The 19,096-nt window shown below is 65.0% G+C and carries 15 protein-coding genes; 9 read left to right on the top strand and 6 right to left on the bottom strand.

All coding sequences use genetic code 11. The annotated features are described in order from the left end of the window. Positions 1 to 78 precede the first annotated feature (78 nt). The 3 genes from ASC68_RS11680 to ASC68_RS11670 all read left to right on the top strand — a co-directional run bounded on the left by ASC68_RS11680 (position 79) and on the right by ASC68_RS11670 (position 6,567). A complete protein-coding gene (locus tag ASC68_RS11680; RefSeq protein ID WP_156387315.1) occupies positions 79 to 1,488 on the top strand; it encodes a hypothetical protein in 1,410 nt (469 codons plus the stop codon). 220 nt (positions 1,489 to 1,708) lie between these two features. Then, positions 1,709 to 5,095, top strand: coding sequence for an OmpA family protein (locus ASC68_RS11675; RefSeq protein WP_055879000.1), 3,387 nt, complete (start codon positions 1,709 to 1,711; stop codon positions 5,093 to 5,095). Between the two features lie 131 nt (positions 5,096 to 5,226). Then, a complete protein-coding gene (locus ASC68_RS11670) occupies positions 5,227 to 6,567 on the top strand; it encodes a hypothetical protein (RefSeq protein ID WP_055878998.1) in 1,341 nt (446 codons plus the stop codon). 7 nt (positions 6,568 to 6,574) lie between these two features. On the opposite strand, the gene ASC68_RS11665 is transcribed toward ASC68_RS11670, so the two are convergent. Together ASC68_RS11665 and ASC68_RS11660 are read right to left on the bottom strand one after the other, a co-directional pair. Then, positions 6,575 to 7,519: an alpha/beta hydrolase gene (locus ASC68_RS11665; RefSeq protein WP_055878995.1), complete on the bottom strand. Its 945-nt coding sequence runs from the start codon at positions 7,517 to 7,519 to the stop codon at positions 6,575 to 6,577. A 46-nt stretch (positions 7,520 to 7,565) separates the two neighbouring features. Then, positions 7,566 to 9,623 (bottom strand): lytic transglycosylase domain-containing protein, encoded by a 2,058-nt coding sequence (locus ASC68_RS11660; protein ID WP_055878992.1) that lies wholly within the window; start codon positions 9,621 to 9,623, stop codon positions 7,566 to 7,568. A gap of 340 nt (positions 9,624 to 9,963) precedes the next feature. Between ASC68_RS11660 and dapA the strand changes: the two genes are divergently transcribed. Together dapA and smpB are read left to right on the top strand one after the other, a co-directional pair. Continuing rightward, positions 9,964 to 10,845, top strand: coding sequence for a 4-hydroxy-tetrahydrodipicolinate synthase (dapA, locus tag ASC68_RS11655; RefSeq protein ID WP_055878988.1), 882 nt, complete (start codon positions 9,964 to 9,966; stop codon positions 10,843 to 10,845). A 100-nt stretch (positions 10,846 to 10,945) separates the two neighbouring features. Continuing rightward, positions 10,946 to 11,410: an SsrA-binding protein SmpB gene (smpB, locus tag ASC68_RS11650; RefSeq protein ID WP_055878984.1), complete on the top strand. Its 465-nt coding sequence runs from the start codon at positions 10,946 to 10,948 to the stop codon at positions 11,408 to 11,410. 42 nt (positions 11,411 to 11,452) lie between these two features. On the opposite strand, the gene ASC68_RS11645 is transcribed toward smpB, so the two are convergent. The 4 genes from ASC68_RS11645 to ASC68_RS11630 form a co-directional block, all read right to left on the bottom strand. Further along, positions 11,453 to 12,322, bottom strand: coding sequence for an alpha/beta fold hydrolase (locus ASC68_RS11645; RefSeq protein ID WP_162247933.1), 870 nt, complete (start codon positions 12,320 to 12,322; stop codon positions 11,453 to 11,455). Between the two features lie 134 nt (positions 12,323 to 12,456). Continuing rightward, a complete protein-coding gene (locus ASC68_RS11640) occupies positions 12,457 to 13,326 on the bottom strand; it encodes a FecR family protein (RefSeq protein ID WP_055878980.1) in 870 nt (289 codons plus the stop codon). Positions 13,327 to 13,446: 120 nt separating this feature from the next. Next, the gene (locus ASC68_RS11635) at positions 13,447 to 14,082 is read right to left on the bottom strand and encodes a uracil-DNA glycosylase (RefSeq protein ID WP_244488442.1); all 636 of its coding nucleotides are present in this window, start codon (positions 14,080 to 14,082) and stop codon (positions 13,447 to 13,449) included. A 219-nt stretch (positions 14,083 to 14,301) separates the two neighbouring features. Beyond that, the gene (locus ASC68_RS11630; RefSeq protein ID WP_055878975.1) at positions 14,302 to 14,913 is read right to left on the bottom strand and encodes an NYN domain-containing protein; all 612 of its coding nucleotides are present in this window, start codon (positions 14,911 to 14,913) and stop codon (positions 14,302 to 14,304) included. 347 nt (positions 14,914 to 15,260) lie between these two features. On the opposite strand from ASC68_RS11630, the gene rpoZ reads away from it, so the two are divergent. The 4 genes from rpoZ to acpS all read left to right on the top strand — a co-directional run bounded on the left by rpoZ (position 15,261) and on the right by acpS (position 19,089). Then, complete coding sequence (rpoZ, locus tag ASC68_RS11625) at positions 15,261 to 15,629, top strand: DNA-directed RNA polymerase subunit omega (protein WP_055878973.1); 369 nt, start codon at positions 15,261 to 15,263, stop codon at positions 15,627 to 15,629. A gap of 189 nt (positions 15,630 to 15,818) precedes the next feature. Then, a complete protein-coding gene (locus ASC68_RS11620) occupies positions 15,819 to 18,092 on the top strand; it encodes a bifunctional (p)ppGpp synthetase/guanosine-3',5'-bis(diphosphate) 3'-pyrophosphohydrolase (RefSeq protein WP_055878970.1) in 2,274 nt (757 codons plus the stop codon). Then, positions 18,089 to 18,673 (top strand): orotate phosphoribosyltransferase, encoded by a 585-nt coding sequence (gene pyrE / locus ASC68_RS11615; RefSeq protein ID WP_055878968.1) that lies wholly within the window; start codon positions 18,089 to 18,091, stop codon positions 18,671 to 18,673. The genes ASC68_RS11620 and pyrE overlap by 4 nt, the downstream gene beginning before the upstream one ends. Further along, entirely contained in the window at positions 18,670 to 19,089 is a 420-nt protein-coding gene (gene acpS / locus ASC68_RS11610) for a holo-ACP synthase (protein ID WP_055878965.1), read from the top strand. The genes pyrE and acpS overlap by 4 nt, the downstream gene beginning before the upstream one ends. The last annotated feature ends 7 nt before the right edge of the window (positions 19,090 to 19,096 follow it).

The following is a 19,096-nucleotide window of genomic DNA, read 5'->3' as shown; positions in this document are numbered from 1 at the left end:
CACACACAAAAGTGTGGTCGCGTTTCGACAAGCCGCCGGGCAACTGGCAAAACGAATGACTGACTTTGGAGGTCAATAATGAAAATCAGGAGCCTTCTTCTGGGTTCTGTGGCGGCAGCGGGTCTCTCGACCGGCGGCGCTTTCGCGGCCGATCTCGGCGTTCTGACGTCGCTCGACGTTTGCGACGCTCTGGGCCTGTCGGGTCTGACGATCTCGTCCGACACCAACTGCCTGCAGATCACCGGCGAAGTGAAGTACAAGTTCGTCTGGGGCGACTATATTGATGATCCGCTTGAGACGGATCTGTTCCATGTTTACACTCCGGCCGACGGCGGTCTGAATTGGATCGGCGGCGGCAGCGGCGCCGGCCCCGCCGACGAAAACCAGGACTGGCAGTCGCGTTTTGACGCCTGGATCAAGTTTGTCGCGACCGCTGACTCTGACTTTGGTCCGGCCAAGGCCGTCCTGAAGCTGAAGCAGGTGACCGACGCACGCGTCGTCAACGAAGGTGCGCGCTTCTACGGCGGCTCGACCACCGGCGACGAGGGCACGAATCTCGGCGGTGCCGTCAATGGTCCTGGCTCGGTCGTTCTCGACGAAGCCTACGTCTCGATCGGCGACTCGACAGTGATCATGGCGGGCAAGAAGGGCTCGATCATGAACAAGGGCGACGACGAGCCCCTGACGTGGCTTGACCTGTTCAACTCGGAAGACGTTGATCGTGGCGTGAGCTGGGGCCCGCTCCCGGGTACCGATGGTCTCGACGACGGCGGCATGGTCATCCAGGTCACGTCTGACCTTGGTAATGGCTTCACGGTCAGCGCCGGTCTCGAGAAGCTCGATAACCAGCAGCAGCCGCTCGAGGGTGCTGGTACCGCTGTTGGCGTGATTGCCTACGCCGGTGAAGGCATCTCGGCACACATCACCGGCGCTGCCGCTGGCGTGCTCGATGGTGAAGTCGAAGCTTGGGGTGTGCATGCTGGTTTTGCCGGCACGTTCGACAACTTCAAGGTCGTGCTGGCTGGTGCTTTCGGTCACGATGACGTCGCTCCGGTCACCGACTACTGGAACGTCCTCGCGTCGGCTTCGGCCACCTTCGATATGTTCACCCTCGCGGCGGCTTTCGAAGCTGTTGACAACGGTGTCGATACCGATCTCGGTGCTGGTGCGTCTGCCAGCTTCGCGGTCACTGAAGGCGTCACCGTCAATGTCGGCGGGCGTTGGTACCAGCAGAACATCGCCAACCTCGGCGATGCTTGGCAGGTTGCGGCGGGCGTTTCGGCTGCCGTCACCGAGTCGATCACCGTCACCGGCGAAATCGGCTTTGTCGACAACAGCCTCGACGACATCTTCTACGGTTCGGCCAAGCTGGCTTGGGCTCCGGGTGGTGGTTACACCTCCTCGATCAAGGGCACGGTCACTTCCGAGACCAACGGTGCGGACATGGGCTACAAGATCGAGACCGAGTTCAAGAAGACTTTCGAGTAAGCCTTACGGCCCAATCGGATTGGAAAGGCCCGGCGTCAGCCGGGCCTTTCTGTTTGTGTTGTTCACAGAGTTGTCAGGCTTCGTTCATTTGGCCGCATTTATCGGTTCATGCTGACATTCTGAAATTGTCAGTGGCGTTGACGCACTTCTCCGATTCAGTGTTTGGCGCTATGGCTCGTCGTCGGCATGGCGTCGGCAGATTTCTTGTTTCGGGGGCGGCATGAGCGGCATCTTCCTGCGCTGGGGTGTACCAGCCTTCGTCACGGTCATCGGCGGCACCGTCGCCGCCGTCGCGACGAGCGGAAGCGCCATCCCGCCGGATCTTGCGAGCCGCACCAGCGCCGTTATCGCCGGTCCCGAGTTCGAGTGGGCGAAGCTCAGTTTCGACATGCGCGACGCCACGATCACCGGCACCGCCACCACGCAATCGATGATCGACGAGGCTGTCGCAAAAGTCGCAGCCGTGCACGGCGTCCGCAGCGTGACCTCGAAAGTGGTGCTCGCCGAATATGTCAGTCCGTTCCCCTTCATCGCCACCGTCGAGGCCGGCGTGCTCACGCTCTCCGGCGGCCTTCCCGACGAGGAAGCGCGCGCCGAGATCCTCGACATCGCCGGGGAGGGGGCGCGCGACGAGACGCGGCTGATGTCCGGGGCGCCGAACCGGGCGAACTGGCTCGCCGCAGTCGACTACGCGCTGGGTTATGCCAGGCAGCTCGATGAGGGCGAAGTCGCCCTTGCCGATCTGAGCCTGACGATCTCGGGGCGGGCCAAATCGCCTGATGCCTATGCCTCGCTCGCCGACAACGGCGCGGCGGCGGCGCCTGCCGCTGTCACGGTGGCTTACCGCGAAGTGCAGCCGGCGCTGCTGTCGCCGTTCGAATGGCGGGCGGAGTATGATGGGCGGAAGCTTACGCTGTCCGGCGCCACCCCGAGCGAAGCGCTGGTTGGCGAGCTCGAGGCGCTGGCGCCCGCCGGGACGAATGTCTCCACGAGCCTCGTGCTGGCATCCGGGGCGCCGAGCGAGTTCGCCGTATCCGCCAAACTGCTGCTGCAAAATCTCCTGAAATTGGAAAGCGGTAGCGCAACAATCTCCGATGGGACTTCAACCCTGGCCGGATCCCCGGCTGACGCCGCGGCGGCTGAGTCCGTCCGTGTCGCGATGACTCCGTCGGCCGCGGCCGTGACGCTCGGGCCGCCGCTCGTCGGTGAGTACTGGCTGAGCGCCGAACGAGGCGCGAACGGGATCGTCCTCGACGGTTTCGTCCCCGATGCAGCGCTCCGCGATCGTCTCGAGGCGCTCGACAATGTCGATGCCGCCGGACTCGAGCTTGGCCGTGGCGCGCCGGAGCGCTTCGAATCCGGCATTGATTTCGTGCTCGAGGCGCTGCGCCGGATGAGCGAGGGCCACGCCACCATCCAGGGAACGGTGATCACCGTCGACGGGCGCGCCGCCACGGTGGCCGACTTCGCTGCCATCGAGACGCGCTTGGAGCTTGGTGCACCGCAGGGGCTCATTCTCGCCAGCACGACGGTGAAGCCGCCCTTGGCGACGCCTTTCACCTTTGCCGCCGAGAAGACCGCCACCGGCCAGTTCTCGCTCTCGGGCTACGTGCCCGGCGCGGCAGTGCGCAAGGCGCTGGTTGCAGGGCTGCCGACGGTCGCAAGCGACACCACCGTCATCGCCGACGGCAACCCGGCAGATTTCGAAGCGGCTGCGCTCAAGGCGCTCGGGGTGCTGCAGTTGCTCGATAGCGGCAAGGTCAGCTATGACGGCGCCAGCTGGAGCCTCAATGGTGCGGTTGACACGCCGCAGGAAGCCTTCGCCGCTGAATCCGCTTTTGCCGCCACCGGTTTGCGGACCGCCGGCTGGACCTACAGCGTCAGCCTGCCGGGCGCCGCCGAAACGGCAGCGCTGCCGGTTGTTGATCCCTATATCTGGCGGGCGCAGAAGTCGGCCAATGGTAGGATTGCCTTCACCGGCTTCCTGCCGACGGAACAGTTGAAGCGCTACCTCGCAGGGCATGCCGGCGCCAACGTCGTCGATGGAACCGCTCTCGGCGCCGGGGCGCCCGAAGGCTTCATCCCGGCGGCCATCGGCGGTCTCGATGCACTTCTGGGGCTCGACGAAGGCACGCTGGCGCTCTCGGCTGGAAGCTGGTCGCTGACCGGCAAGCTGCCGACCACCACCGGCCGCTACGAGCTCGAAACCGCCCTGCGCACCGCAACCGACACCTCCGCCTGGCATGTCGCGATCCAGGCCGGCGATGCGGCGCCGGTCGTCACGCCGTTCGTCTGGTCGGCGGTAAAGGCCGCTGATGGGAGCTTTGCCCTCTCCGGCTATGTGCCGACCGAGGAGGTTCGCCGCTTTGCAGCGGTGCGCGCCGGCAAGGTCAGCAGCGACACCACGCTGGTCGGCTCGGGCGAGCCGCAGGGCTTCATCGCCGACTCGCTGGCCGGCCTCGATGCATTGCTGAAGCTCGAAAGCGGTGAGGTGAAATACGACGGCAAAGCCTGGTCCATCGCCGGTCAGCCGCTCACCCCAGCCGACGCCGACGCCGCGCGGGCGGCAGTCGCGACGGCGTCGGATGGCGGCGCGGCGTGGATTGAAGCCTTGGCGGAGCCGACACAGGTCGCGGCAGAGCCCGCACCCGTTACGGTGGAAACGGCCGAACCGGCCACAACCGAGGACGTGCCTGCCGAGCCGGCGGCATTGGAGCCGGAACCCGCGACAGCCGCGACGGAGCCAGCCGAAGAAGCTGTGCCGGCAGCCGAGGCAACTCCAGCTGCCGAGGCTCCCCCTGCAGCCGAGACTGCGCCCGCTGAGCAGGAGGTCGCGGTGGTCGAGCCGCAGCCGGCGGTTGAGCCTCAGCCTGAGCCAGCAACACCGGTGGTCCGTAACTATCTGTTCGACGCCAAGAAGTCGCTCGGCGGTCCGATCACCTTCTCGGGCGCAGTGCCGGCAGAGCCGATGCGGCGGCATCTCGCGGTCATCGCCGGTGGCGAGCCGGCGGAAGCCCTGACCATCAGCCCCGACCTGCCTGACGATTTCGTCACCAATGCTGATGCCGGCAGCCGTGCGCTGGCCTTGCTGGCGGATGGCGAGTTCGGGCTCGATGGCGACCGCTGGGTGTTCTCCGGCCGGGCTGAGACCGAGGAGGCCAAGCAGGCGGCGCTCACCGCGCTGGCAGCGGTTCCGACGCTTGATCAGTGGGAAACCAGCGTCACGTTGCTGCCGCCGCTGGATGTCTGCCGCGACAAAGTGACGGCGTTTGCGGCCCGCAACGCCATCGTCTTCCAATCCGGCAGCGCACGGATCGCCGATGAATCGGTCCCGGCGATCGACGAGTTGGCTGGCTACCTGGGGCTATGCCCTGAAGCGACGGTGAACGTTGAAGGACACACCGACGCCGACGGCGAGGATGAGGCCAACCTGGCCCTGTCGGTGTCGCGCGCCGAGGCTGTCGTCGATGCGCTGATCCTGCGCGGCATCGGACCCGAGCGGCTCTATGCCATCGGCTATGGCGAGAGCCTGCCAGTCGCCAGCAACGAGACGCGCGCAGGCAAGCAGGCCAACCGCCGCATCGTCTTTACCCTCGCCGACGAGTAGCGAACGCATATGACCCTGGATTCTCTGATCTATCTGCTCGAGGTCTACTGGCCGTTCGTTCTGGCTGCGGGAGCAATCGGTCTCGTTACCGGCTGGCTCTCCGTTCGCGCTCGGAAGGGTTGAGGTCTCAGATGCTGAACCCTGCGCACATCCTCGAAATCGCGCTGCTTTTGCTGGTGGCGTTCCTCTCCGGCGCAGTTGTTGGCGCGCTCGCCCGTCTGGCGGCCTCTCGCCTGATGCCGACCAAAGCGCCGGCGTCGTCGCCGGTCGCGGTTGTCGAGCCGGCAAAGCCGGAAGGGGCCTCAGCCTTGGTCGCGGCCCCGGTCATTAGCGAAGTGGTGAAAACACCAACACCGGTCGCGCCGGCCGACGTCCCGGCCCTCGATTTCACCGAAGCGCTGCTGGCGCTGGCGGGCGACAAGCCGGGTAGCCCCGCGAGCAAGATCCAGATGCCGAGTATTGCGCCGCTGCCCGCGGTTGCCGTGACCAAAACGGCCGAGCCAATGCGGCCGGCCCGAGTGGCAGGGGAGACCACGTCGGGCCACGTCGTGGCGCATCCGCGCAGCTCCGCCGTGCCGGTTCGCGTCGTCACGCTGGAGGGGGCCAGCGCCGAAGTCATTCCGTTCCCGCTCGAAAAGCTTGCCGTAGAAAGTCTGGAGCCGGCGGCCGTCGTTGCTGCGGTCCCCATGCCGGCGGCTGAACCAGCCTCTCCCGTTGTGGCCGGGCCGCCGGCGGTGAAGTCCGAGCCGGTCGTCGAGGTGGAGGTCGCGCCTCCCGTCGAAGCAGAGGCACAGCCCGATGCAGCGACGGCGGTCGAGGCAGAGACGGCTGCTTCCCTCGAGCTCCCTGCCGCTGACGCCGAGGCGGACGCTGCTGCGGCGAACGCGCCCCTTGAACAGCCGCCTGCCGCGGTTGCTGAGATCGCCCAGCCGGCGGCGTCGCCGTTGCTGGAAGAGGTGGCCGTCGCACCGGAACCCATCACCCCGGCCGCGCCCGAGACCAGCGCCGAAGATGATGAGGCCGCTGCCATGCGGGCCATTGAGGGCAACTGGTCGCCGCGTCGCGCTGCATCGCCGCGGACCCGCAGGGTGGACCTGCCGGAAGTTTCAGCCGAGGCTATCGTTGTGGACTCGCTTGCCGCCGTCACGTCCGCCACCGAGGCCGCCAACCCGGGGGCGACGGCCGAGCTCGTCGAGGCTCCCGGCAGGCCCGTGGGTATTGCCGCGCCGCGGCTTGGCGTGAAGGACGATCTCACGCACGTCATCGGCATCCTGCCGATCATTGAGACGGCGCTGAACCGGCTTGGCCTCTATCACTTCGATCAGATCGCCGAACTGACCGACGACAATGCCGGCTGGATCGAGAACCATCTCGGCATCGCCGGTCGGATCGCGCGGGAGCACTGGCGGGAGCAGGCGCGCGGGCTTGCCCCGGCGACGGTCGAGACGAAGAAGGCGGCGGGCCAGCAGTAGAGAGGGTTCAGGCGGCCTTGGCGCGCCGCTTCACCAGCTTGCGCACGAACTCGGCGATCGGGCCGACATCCTCCGGGGTGTTGAGCAGGGCAGGGGATCCCGAGCCCTCGATCACGTAGCCCTCGGCGTCGCGGCGCCGGCGCAGCATTTCCTCGAACGTTTCGCGCCGCACCTGTTCGGTGAGCTGCGTCCGCATCAGCAGCAGTGGGGCACTGGCCAGCGCATCATAGAGCTGCCATTGCGGCACCAGGATATCGTCGTGCTCAAACGACTCGAGCAAGCCGGTGAGGTGCGGATCGAACAAGGCACGGACGCGATTGCGCTTGTCGAGAAAGTGGGTGCGGGCTGCCAGCACATCGAGCAGCCCCTCTGTCGCCGCCGGGTAGTCCGGCGCCAGCATGCGGCGCGCCATGGTCCTAAAGCCTGCTTCGGAGCGGTTGCCCTCGAGGTCCCGAAGGTTGTTGCGCAGGCGGACCAGGCCGCGCGGATCGGAGACCGGCCCGGCATCGATGAGCACTGCGCCGGTCAAGAGGTTCGGCCGCTCGGCCGCCAATGCCATCACCACCTGGCCGCCATAGCCCTGGCCGACGAAGATACCGCCATCAACAGCCAGCGCCGCCAGCACCTGGATCAGCTCCAGCGCATCTACGGTCGAGATGTAGCGTGATTTGTCGGTGCGATCCGACGAACGGCCGCGGCCTTTCAGGTCGACCAGGACGATCGGCCAGTCGTCGCCGTAAACGCGGTGGAAGTGGTTCGCGAAGTCGGCGAAATCCGACATGTTGCGCTGGTAGCCGGGCACGCAGACCAGGGGAATGCGCCCGACGGCCAGCCGACCGGAGATGTGGACCGCGACCTGTTCGTCCGCCGGCCCGACAGTGTAGCGGGTCACCGGCAGAGTGGCGAAACTGCGATGATCATCGGGCGACAGACGCGGGCGGGAGAACATCATCGAGCAATAGCAGAATTTGCGGCCGTCCCAACTGTCGGCCCGCGAACTATCCCGGGATCTTTCTGAGCGCCTCGCCGATGCTCAGGTCGTCTTTGCCCAGGCGGGCCCGGTAGACGAGATAGTTGCCCAGCACCCGCTTCACATAGGTCCGCGTCTCCTGGACGGGGATCAGTTCCACCCACACGACCGGGTCGATCGCATCGGAGCGCGGGTCGCCAAACGTGTTCACCCACTTGCGGGCGTTGCCGGCGCCGGCATTGTAGGCGGCGGCGGCGAGCAGTAGCGAGCCGTCGAAGCGTTCAAGCTGCGCCTTGAGATAGGTCGAGCCGAGCAGCGCGTTATACTCGCCGTCGCTGGTCAGCCGGCTGGCCGAGTACTTCACGCCGAGCTTGCCGGCGGTTTCCTTGGCGGTTGCCGGCATCAGCTGCATCAGGCCGCGCGCGCCGGCGGACGAGATGGCGTCGACCTGGAAGCGGCTCTCCTGCCGGGTGATGGCGTAGATCGCGGCCTGGTCCATCGAGGCCAGCTTGGTGCTGGGCAGGCCGTCCTTGGGGAAATTGAACAGGTCGAGCGGCGTGCCGCGCTTTTCCGCCGTGTCGGCGATGGCGATGGCGAGATGGTGTGCATCGAGCGTCTGGGCGAGCTTCGCCGACAGCAGCAGATCGGCGCCATCGGTAAAGCTCTCGGCAAAACTGCGGAGCAGGGGGACCGCCAGTTCCTTGTGGCCATTGTCGGCGAGGAGCCGCACCGCGCGCACCGGTTCCCGGCTCTCGAAGCCGGCCTCGGCCTGTTTCCAGGCGGGCATATCGCGCAGTTCAGCCGACGGCTTGCCAAGCGCCGAGCGGGCCAACTGACCATAGTAGATGGTGCCGAACGCCGCGGCCTTGCTGAACGCCTCGGCGGCGCCGGCTTCGTCACCGAGCGCCTGCCGGGCCCGGCCGAGCCAGTAGTTCGCCTGGGTGACCGAGTCGGGGAGGGTCGAATGCTTGGTCATTTCCTCGAAATGCGGGGCCGCTGCCTTGGCGTCCTTCAGAAACGCCAGCGCGATCCAGCCGGCATGGAAATGCGCCTCGACCAGTCGGCCATCCGGTCCTTCCCGATAACCGTCGGCTGCGCGATAGGCGCGCTTGACTTCGCCCAGCGCCAGCAACTGGCGCGCCAGGGTGCGGCGCTCGTACCAGAACTCGGCGGCATCAACTGGCTCGCCCTTGGCCTTGTCCAGCCAGTTGATGGCGTCGTCCCAGAGTTCGAACTGCCGGGCACGCTGGGCGCGGCTGAACTGGTAGACCGAGTTGGTGCGCATCGACGGATCGACCGCGTCGAGCAGCTTCTTGGCGTTTTTGGTGTTGCGCGACACCGCGTTGCGGGCCAGCGCCAGCGATTTCTGCGCCGGCGTCATGTACTGCATCAGCCGTTCAACGCCGGTGGCGCGATCATGCATCATCAGGTGCATGGCGCGAGCCCAATGGGCGTCACGATCGAGCAGGCTGCCGAGCCGGCTGAGCACCTTGGCTTCGGTGGCTTTGTCGAGGAAGTTCTCGGTCCAGATGGCGCGGGCGATGCGCGCGGCACGTTCCGTCTGACCGCTGCCGACATAGGCTTCGGCCAGCGCAATCTGCGCCGCCAGGGTGTTTGGCATGGCGCCGCCAAGCGCTTTGATCAGCGTCGCGCCGTCGGCCTTTTCCTTGGTCAGCGCCTCTTCGAGGCGGGTCCTGAATACGGGGCTCGTGGCGAAATCGGGCGCGTCGGCGATGAACCTCTGCACCGAGGCAGCCGGCACTTCGCCGTTGCCGTAGAAGATAGCGGCCCACTGGATCGCATGGCGTTCGGCGGTGTCGGCGATGCCGCTGGCCAGCGCATAGGCATCTGCCTGCTTGCCGTCGGCGAGCAGATCGAGCGCCTCCTTGAAAGTAGCCGAGGCGGCCTTCGCATCGACGACCGGCGCCTTGATCGGGATCGAACCGGTGGTCACGGGATCGAGCAGCGAAGCCTCGACGGCGGGCGTCAGCGGCGGCCGGGTGACCGGCGTCACCACATCGGCAGTTGCGGTATCGTTGGCACGTGACAACAGGATCGGCAGCGTTGCAGCGCCGAGTACACCCAAGCCAACAATTCCAGTGGCGATCAGGCGGCGCGCGCCCCTCGCAACAACCATGGTAACCGTCCTGTTGGTCCGCAATAGGAAGTCCAACAAGGTGCCCCCACCCTTGCAGCGTCCCAAGGTTGCACGGCGCGCGTGAACGTTTGGTTAGCCACTCGGTCCTTGTGGGTGTGCGTCGCGCCCTCTATCGACAGCTTGCTTGTCGCGCCGCACGAGAGAAACTATGGTGCGCGACTATGGCCCCCCGATGATCGGGATGTGGCCACATTTTGGCCATACGGCCCACCAACCACAGCCGCGACCGCCAAGGGGCGGCGCCCATACGACGAGGAACTGACCCGAAATGTTGCGAGGTTCGATCACAGCGCTCATCACTCCGTTCGCGAACGGGGCGCTGGATGAGAAAGCCTTCAGCAACTTCGTCGATTGGCAGATCAACGAGGGCTCGCACGGGCTGGTGCCGGTCGGCACCACCGGCGAAAGCCCGACGGTCAGCCACGAAGAGCACCGCCGCGTCATCGAAATCTGCGTCGAGGTAACTGCCAAGCGCGTGCCGGTGATCGCCGGGGCCGGTTCGAACTCGACTGCTGAGGCGGTATCGCTGGCGCGCTTTGCCGAAGAAGTCGGCGCCGACGCCGTGCTGTCGGTGGTGCCCTACTACAACAAGCCGACCCAGGAGGGGATGTTCCAGCACTTCTCCGCCGTGGCTTCGGCGACGGCGCTGCCGATCCTCCTCTATTCCGTCCCGGGCCGCACCGTGGTCGACCTCTCCGTCGATACCATCGTGCGCCTCAAGGAGGCGCATCCGAACATCCTTGGCGTCAAGGATGCGACGGCCAACATGGAGCGGGCCAGTGCGCAGCGAATGCGACTGGGCGCCGACTTCGTTCTGCTTTCGGGCGAGGATGTGACGGCGCTCGGCTTCAATGCTCACGGCGGTCACGGTTGTATTTCCGTGACCTCCAACGTCGCGCCGCGTCTCAGCGCGCTGTTCCAGAACGCCTGCCAGCAGGGCAATTTCGCCGAAGCGCTGGCCCTGCAGGATAAGCTGTTCCCGCTGCACAAGGCGCTGTTCCTCGAGAACAATCCCGGCGGCGTCAAATACGCCGCCGCGAGGCTCGGGCTCTGCCGCAACGAGTTCCGCCTGCCGGTGGTGCCGGTGTCCAAGGACAACGAGAAGGCCATCGACGCGGCCTTGTCGCATGCGGGCCTGCTGCCCAACTAAGTGAGCGAGCAGCGAGTTGGGAGTGGCCAATGCGGCTGCTCCTGTTCGCCACTCGCTATTGGCTCGGAAGATCATGGCTAAGACACCCAACAAACCGGCGATGATCGTCACCGGCCCGATCGCGGAGAACCGCCGGGCCCGGTACGATTACGAGATCATCGACACGCTCGAGGCCGGCATCGTTCTGACCGGCACCGAGGTGAAATCGCTGCGCACCGGCAAGGCCCAGATCACCGAGGCCTATGCCTCGCCGGAACGTGGCGAACTGTGGCTGATCAACGCGCATATTCCGGAATACCTGCAGGCCAACCGCTTCAACCATGAAGAGAAGCGCCCGCGTAAGCTGTTGGTCAAAAAGAAGGAACTGGCGCGCCTCAGCCAGGACGTCGAGCGTGCCGGCAACACCATCGTGCCGATGAAGCTCTATTTCAACGAGCAGGGCCGAGCCAAGCTGCTCATCGGCGTCGGCAAGGGCAAGAAGAGTTTCGACAAGCGCGAAACCGAGCGCAACCGCGACTGGAACCGCGACAAATCCCGGATCATGAAAGAAGGCGGGCGCGGGTAGGGCCGATTAGCCCGAACCACGCGCCGCCTCTGTCATTGGGCGCTACTTCAGCGCTTCGCTGAAGAACTTTGCGAACGAGCCTTCCACCAGTGCACTGACCTCAGGCTGATCGCTGTAGAAGCCGTAGCCGTGGTCGGCTTCGGGGACGAGCACGATCGAGGCGGCGGGGTAGGCGGCGATGACGGCTTCGTTCTCGGCCGGCTTGATCACCACGTCCTTGTCGCCATGCACCACCAGCATGGCGCCCTTGTAGGCGCTGATGGCTTCGAGCGGCTTGGAAGCCAGCAATTCGTCGAACCACTGCTTGCTCAGCTTCTGCTGCTGCCCGAACATCGTCGTGTAATCGGCATAGCCCTTGTCGCTGGAAGCTTCGGCATAGAGCCGCTCGTACTCGGCTTCCGATCCGCCCGCGAAGAACAGCAGCAGATCCTTGCCCGGATTGGCTGATGGGGCGAGCAGGCCCATCGCCTTGTACGGATTGCCTTCCGTCTGGCCGACGGTCAGTGCGATGCGGCCGCCCATGCTGTAGCCAAGGATGCCGAGGCGAGCAGGATCGGCCGGGAAGTTCTGCAGCAGGTAGGCGAGGCTGGCGTTCGAGTCCGAGATCATGTTGCTGAGGTAGCCCTCGGTGAACGGCTCCTTGCTGTCGCCGCTGCCGGGGAAATCCATGCGGATCGTGAGGATGCCAGCATCGGCCAGCGCCTTGGCCAGGCGGGTGAAGCCGCCGCCTTCCTGCCGGCCGCCGCCGTGGCCGTGATTCATCACCACTGCGGGGAAGGGCCCCGCGCCATCCGGTACGACAACGGTGGCAGGGACGGCGCGGGCACCGTTCATCACGGTGACCTCGCTCACCGTCTCCGCCTGGGCCATCGTTGCGGCCACAAGGGCGAACGAGGCAATCAACATCGTCATTCCGGTCTTCACGACTTGCATAGGCGCTTCCCTTTGAAGGTACTGAGAAAAATCCGACTGACGAGCGTGTCACCGGCTCTCCCGGAGTGTCAACGGCGACCTTGGCCCACTCCAGCGCTCAATCGCATCCGCCTTCAGGGCTTGTCCTTGCCCTTGCCTTTGCCGGGGTTGCCCTGTTCGGTTGGGCCCTCATCGCCTTCCCCGCCATTACCAAGGCCATTATTGCCCTTCGCCTCGGTCGGGGGAGGCGGCGGTGGCGACAGCGGCACTGGAACGATGGGCGGTGGATCGGTCACGGCGAGGCGCTGAGCCGTCTCGCGCTCGATCTGCACCGGCGCGATGCATTGCGCAGGGCGGGTAACGCGGAAGTCGCGAAGCAACCGCGACTGCGAGGCGACATAGGGGAAGGCGCCGGCCACCTTGAGCCGCTCGGCCTCGCGCGTCACGATGTCGGCCTCGCGCTTTGAGACCAGTTGCGCCACGCCGCAGCGCTCGCTGAGCGTCACGCACTTTCCCCTTACCGGGCAGAGGATGACCGCGCCGTGGAACAGCACGACGTTGGTCTGCCCCGTCCGCCCCTCGACAGTGAAGTCGAACTCGGTGCCGCGGATGCCGATCGTGCCGGTGGGCGTGGCGATCCTGTAGGCGTTCTTGTCGCCGTTACCGGTGATGAAGCGGAAGGTGCCGGCCAGCGCGTTGATCGCGAACTTCTCCGGCGTCCCGTCATTGCGCATCAGGTAGCGCTCGATCACGAGGCTCGAGCCACGGCCGATAACGAGGCGGGTCTGGTCGGAGAACACGACCTGCACCTCGCCATTGAGGCCGGTGACCACGGTCTCGCCTTCGCGCAGCTCGGAACCCTTGAGCAGGCTGACCCGCGCCTGGCCGAAACCGCCCGTCGCCTCCGGCCGGACCTCGGCGACCTGGCCAAGTGAATCCGCTGCCTTGGCATCCGCCGTCAGCAGTGCGACCAGCAGTGCGAAGAAAATCCCAAGACGCGGCATGACCGTGGACCTCAGTCCCTGTCTGTTCGCGTATTAAGACTTTGTTTACGTGCGAGTTCAACTGTCGATTTCGTGAGCACGACAGACGGCGGCGCCGTTGCTCTTGGCAGGATGCGGCGTCTACGCGGTAATCGCCCGCGCCGCACGCCCCACGACGTCCTCGAACATCGCAGTGGTCAACACGCCCGTGTTCGTGTTGTAGCGCGAGCAGTGGTAGCTATCGAACAGCGTTGCGCCGCTCGAAAGCTGGTGCTCGACGCCGTGGCCGAAGGCGAATTTCGAGCGTTTCTCGCCCAGCGTCGTCAGCAGCGAATCGTGCGCGATGCGACCGAGCGCCAGGAAGGCACGGGGACGGTGATGCGCGATAGCCGCGCCGAGGAAGGGCCGGCAGGTCTTGATCTCGTCGCCGGTCGGCTTGTTCTGCGGCGGAACGCACCGCACCGCATTGGCGATCAGCACGTCCTGCAACTCGAGCCCATCATCCGGCCGCTGCTGGTAGTGCCCCGTGGCGAGACCGAACTTTTCGAGCGTGGCGTAGAGCAGGTCGCCGGCATAATCGCCGGTGAACGGCCGGCCGGTGCGGTTGGCCCCCTTCAAGCCTGGCGCAAGGCCGACGATCATCAGCCCGGGGTGTTCGTCGCCCCAGGTGGGCACCGGCCCGTTGAAGTAGTCCGGATAGGCGCGCTGGTTGTCGTGGCGGAACGCCACGAGGCGAGGGCAGCGCGGGCAATCGTGCGGCGGGTTGGTCTCAGGCAATGGCAACCGTCAGGGCTGGAGCGGCGTTCAGGAAAAGTTGCAGACTTTTCCGGTTCGAACGCGCGACAATCAAGCGATTCCAGCATTTCTCGTTTCGATAAACGAGAAATGCGGGAGCGAGATCAGGAAAGGTTGCAGACCTTTCCGGTTCGATCTCGCGACAAAACATAAACTTGGAGCAGGAAGGCGCTTCAACGAATCGCAATCCTGCTCTGGGACTCAGCTTCCCTTAGGGTCCACGGTCGCCATGGTGCGGTCAACCGGCGCGCTTCGTTCCACCTGCGGCGATGTGCGGTCGACCGGCGGGGTACGGCCGACGATCTTGGCGAGATCAGCGACGTCCATGAAGAAGTCCGCCTGCCGGCGCAGGTCGTCGGCGATCATCGGAGTCGGCGTGGTGAGCGTCGAGACGACCGTGACGCGCTTGCCCTTGCGCTGCAGCGCCGCCACCAGCGCGGTGAAATCGCCGTCGCCGGAGAACAGCACCAGGTGATCGTAATACTGGCTCATCTCGAGGGCATCGACGGTGAGCTCGATATCCATATTGCCCTTGATCTTCCGGCGTCCGGAAGCGTCGGTGAACTCCTTGGCGGGCTTGGTAACGACGGTGAAGCCGTTATAGTCGAGCCAATCGATCAGGGGCCGGATCGAGGAGTATTCCTGGTCCTCGACCAGGGCGGTGTAGTAGTAGGCGCGCAGCAAGTACGACTTGGACTGAAACTCTGCGAGCAGCCGGCGATAGTCGATATCGACGCCGATGGCCTTGCTGGTCGCATAGAGATTCGCGCCATCGATGAAGAGAACTATCTTCTCGCGCGGATCAATTGACATGCCTGTTCTCCTGACCGGGGCGGCCGGCCTCTCAGGCTGCCCGGCATAAACTATCGTTGGCTTACCGCTAGGATCGAAGGGTAGCCCATTTAAGGCGTGGTCCGCTCCCTAAGTTCGGAATACGCGCTTAATCCCGGGAATTTGCAATCCCCATAAATTCGGAGCCACTCGGTCGGGATTCGCCCCCGCGGCCCAAACCATTGTTCCGTCACACGAAACAAAAACTGCGTAGGCGTCATATCCCTGTGGTAAAAACACGCTGTTGTGTCCCGAGACTGAAAACCTTGTGCCCACCGACCCGGTCGTGTATGAGGGCCGCTTGATCCCACAACAACCTGGAGACGTACGTGGCCCGCGTCACCGTCGAAGACTGCATTGAGAAGGTTGAGAACCGTTTCGACCTCGTGCTGATGTCAGCGCACCGCGCTCGCATGATCTCGGCTGGTTCGTCCATCACCGTCGATCGCGACAACGACAAGAACCCGGTCGTGGCGCTGCGCGAAATTGGCGATGGCACCATCTCCCCCGAAGACCTGCGCGAGGACCTGATTCATTCGCTGCAGAAATACGTCGAGGTCGACGAGCCCGAAAAGCACGCCGCTCCGCTGCTCGATGCCAACGCCGACGAAGACAGCGACACCTTCGACACCATCAGCGAAGACGAACTGCTGCGCGGTATCGAATCCCTGGCTCCGCCGGAGCGCCGGGACGACTAAGCTCCGATTGATCGGCGGCTGATCTCGCATATATAGTCTTGAGGCGTCGGGCGTTTCCGCCCGGCGCTTTTTTGTTTGCATCGTCGGTCGGGCGAGATCAGGAAAAGTCGTGGGACGTTTCCGGGCAACCTCGCGCCGAAGAGACGTGAGCCGCCGAGGCGGGGCCGCGTAGGAGAGTGCGGTAACCCTATGATGCGTCAGTACGAACTCGTCGAACGGGTGCAGGCCTACAACCCGAATACCGACGAGGCATTGCTCAACAAGGCCTATGTCTATGCCATGCAAAAGCATGGCACGCAGAAGCGCGCCTCGGGCGACCCGTACTTTGCCCACCCGCTCGAAGTCGCCGCCATCCTCACCGATTTGAAGCTCGATGACGCCTCGATCGCGGTGGCGCTGTTGCACGACACCATCGAGGATACCGACGCGACGCGCGCCGAAATCGACCAGCTGTTCGGTCCGGAGATCGGCGCCATTGTCGACGGGCTGACCAAGATCGACCGGCTGCAGCTGGTGACCCGCGAAGAAGCGCAGGCGGAGAATCTCAGAAAACTCCTGCTCGCCATCTCGGCCGACGTCCGGGTGCTGTTGGTCAAGCTCGCCGACCGGCTGCACAATATGCGCACGCTCGACTTCATGCCCGAGAACAAGCGCAAGCGCATCGCCACCGAGACGATGGATATCTATGCGCCGCTGGCCGGCCGCATGGGCATGCAGGACATGCGCCAGGAGCTCGAAGACCTGGCGTTCCGGGTGCTGCAGCCGGACCACTACAAGGCGATCACTGACCGGCTCGACGAGATGAAGTCGGAGTTCGCCGACACCATCAAGACCATCAAGACCGAACTCAGCGAGAAGCTGAAAGGCGACGGCATCGACGCGCGGGTTTCGGCGCGGGTGAAATCGCCTTGGTCGATCTTCACCAAGATCGAGCGGAAGCAAATCGCCCTCGAGCAGCTCTCGGACATGATCGGCTTCCGGGTGATCGTGCCGAGCGTCGCCGATTGCTACCGGGCGCTGGGGATCGTCCATACCAACTGGAAGGTCGTGCCCGGGCGGTTCAAGGACTACATCTCGGTCCCCAAGCACAACGACTATCGCTCGATCCACACCACCATCGTCGGGGTCGGGCGGCAGCGCGCCGAACTGCAGATCCGCACCGAGGAAATGCATCGCATCGCCGAGCTCGGCATCGCTGCGCACGCTCTCTACAAGGAGGGTGCCACCGACATCCACAAGATCGAGAACGAGAGCAAAGCCTTCGTCTGGTTGCGCTCGACCATCAGCCACCTGACCGCCGGCTCCTCGACCGAGGATTTTCTCGAGTACACCAAGCTCGAGCTGTTCCAGGACCAGGTGTTCTGCTTCACCCCGCGCGGCCGGCTCATCGCCCTGCCGCGCGGCGCCACGCCGATCGACTTCGCCTACGCGCTGCACACCGACATCGGCGACACCTGTGTGGGCGCCAAGATCAACGGCCAGATCGTGCCGTTGGTCACCCAGCTGCGCTCCGGCGACGAAGTCGAGATCATCCGCGACCAGAACCACCTGCCGCCGTCGAACTGGGAGACCATCGCAGCAACCGGCAAGGCCCGCGCCGCCATTCGCCGTGCGGTGCGGCTGCAGGCGCAGGCCCGCGCCTATGCGCTCGGCGAGCATATGGTTTCGATTCTGCTCGAGCGTGAAGGCACGGGGCTCGACGATGCCGAGTTCAAGCTGCTTGCCGAGGGGCTGGGCCAGCCGGGCAAGCGCGAGCTGCTGATCGCGCTGGGCGAAGGCAAGATCAGCGGCGAGGACCTCGACACCCAGGTGATGGAGGTCAAGGGTATCAAGCGGCGGCGCAAGAAGATCGACCTGCCGGTACCCGACAAGGCCGAGGGCTGGTTCGCGCTGAAGGCGACCGACGAATTCCGCTTCCGCGTCCCGGGCAACCCGCGCTCCGGCCCAAAGGCCAAGGCGGCGCTGACCCAGCTCGATTTCAATACCCGGGTCGAGGTGTCGCCCGAGGGCGTGGTGCCGGGCGATCGGCTGGTCGGCATCATGACGCCGGACACCCCGATCATCATCTACCCGATTCACTCTGACGCGCTGTCCGAGCTCTATGACAGCGACGTCGCCTGGATCGACGTGCGCTGGGACGTGGCCGGCCGCGAGGACCGCGATCATCCCTGCGTCATCTCGATGCAGGCCCAGAACAAGCCGGGCTCGCTGGCCCAGATTTCCACGGTGATTGCCGCCTGCGAGGCCAACATCCATAATTTGGTGATGCGCATGGAATCGCCCGATTTTCATCGGTTCATCTTCCAGATCGAGGTCCGTGATCTCGCCCAGCTCACCGACGTGCTGAACTCGCTGAAACTGGCGGCCGGGATCTCGGATGTGCAGCGCGCCACGGTCGCCGAGGCCCGCGCGCTCGACCGGCTGGAATGGACTGCGCCTGAACGGCAAGAGGAGCCCGCGTGACCACTGACGAAGTACTGGACCTGTTCCGTGAGAGCGGCGCGCTGCTCGAGGGGCATTTCATCCTCTCCTCCGGCCTGCGCTCGCCGATTTTTTTGCAGAAGGCCAAGGTGTTCATGCACCCGGCCAAGGCGGAAAAGCTCTGCCGCGCCCTTGCGGAGAAGATCCGCGCCGAAGGCTATGGCGATGTGAGCCAGATCGTCTCCCCGGCAGTGGGTGGGATCATTCCGGGCTACGAGACGGCGCGGCACCTGGGTGTGCCGGCGATCTACACCGAGCGGGTCGAGGGTAAGTTCGAGCTGCGCCGCGGCTTCGAGCTCGCGCCCGGCGAGAAGGTCATCATCGTCGAGGATATCGTCTCGACCGGTATCTCGATCCGCGAGTGCATCGAGGCGATCACGAAGACCGGCGCGGATGTCGTCGCTGCGGCGTGCCTGATCGACCGCTCCGCCGGCGAGGCGGACGTCGGCGTGCCGCTGGTTTCGCTGGTCGAGTACAAGGTGCCGGCCTATCCGGCCGACGCCTTGCCGCCCGAGCTTGCGGCTATCCCGGCGATCAAGCCGGGATCGAGGGGGCTCTCATGATAATCGGCCTCGGTAACGACCTGTGCGATATCAAGCGGGTCGAAAAGACCCTGGAGCGTTATGGCGATCGCTTCACGCATCGGATCTTCACCGAGCTCGAACGGCAGAAATCGGATCGCCGAGCCCAGCGCGCGGCCTCCTATGCCAAGCGTTTTGCCGCCAAGGAAGCCTGCTCGAAAGCGCTGGGAACCGGCCTTAGTTTCGGCGTTTATTGGCGCGACATGGGCGTCGTAAACCTCCCTTCGGGCAAGCCGACCATGAAGTTGACCAATGGCGCTGCCCGCATGTTGGAGCGGCTTGTTCCGGCCGGCCACAAGCCACATATCCACCTGACCATTACCGACGACGGCGGCATGGCCCAGGCGTTCGTCATTATCGAGGCGCTGCCGGTTGACCAGGCGGCGGCCCTCCCATAACCACTTG

This window comes from Devosia sp. Root105 (assembly GCF_001424865.1).
GTDB lineage: Bacteria > Pseudomonadota > Alphaproteobacteria > Rhizobiales > Devosiaceae > Devosia_A.
This window is presented reverse-complemented; position numbering and strand designations above follow the sequence as displayed.

Coding starts and splice junctions, on each gene's coding strand:
- ASC68_RS11620 (WP_055878970.1), top strand. CDS start 15,819: ATGATGCGTCAGTACGAACTCGTCGAACGGGTGCAGGCCTACAACCCG.
- ASC68_RS11675 (WP_055879000.1), top strand. CDS start 1,709: ATGAGCGGCATCTTCCTGCGCTGGGGTGTACCAGCCTTCGTCACGGTC.
- ASC68_RS11665 (WP_055878995.1), bottom strand. CDS start 7,519: ATGATGTTCTCCCGCCCGCGTCTGTCGCCCGATGATCATCGCAGTTTC.
- smpB (WP_055878984.1), top strand. CDS start 10,946: ATGATCGTCACCGGCCCGATCGCGGAGAACCGCCGGGCCCGGTACGAT.
- ASC68_RS11645 (WP_162247933.1), bottom strand. CDS start 12,322: ATGACGATGTTGATTGCCTCGTTCGCCCTTGTGGCCGCAACGATGGCC.
- ASC68_RS11670 (WP_055878998.1), top strand. CDS start 5,227: ATGCTGAACCCTGCGCACATCCTCGAAATCGCGCTGCTTTTGCTGGTG.
- ASC68_RS11640 (WP_055878980.1), bottom strand. CDS start 13,326: ATGCCGCGTCTTGGGATTTTCTTCGCACTGCTGGTCGCACTGCTGACG.
- dapA (WP_055878988.1), top strand. CDS start 9,964: ATGTTGCGAGGTTCGATCACAGCGCTCATCACTCCGTTCGCGAACGGG.
- acpS (WP_055878965.1), top strand. CDS start 18,670: ATGATAATCGGCCTCGGTAACGACCTGTGCGATATCAAGCGGGTCGAA.
- ASC68_RS11630 (WP_055878975.1), bottom strand. CDS start 14,913: ATGTCAATTGATCCGCGCGAGAAGATAGTTCTCTTCATCGATGGCGCG.
- ASC68_RS11680 (WP_156387315.1), top strand. CDS start 79: ATGAAAATCAGGAGCCTTCTTCTGGGTTCTGTGGCGGCAGCGGGTCTC.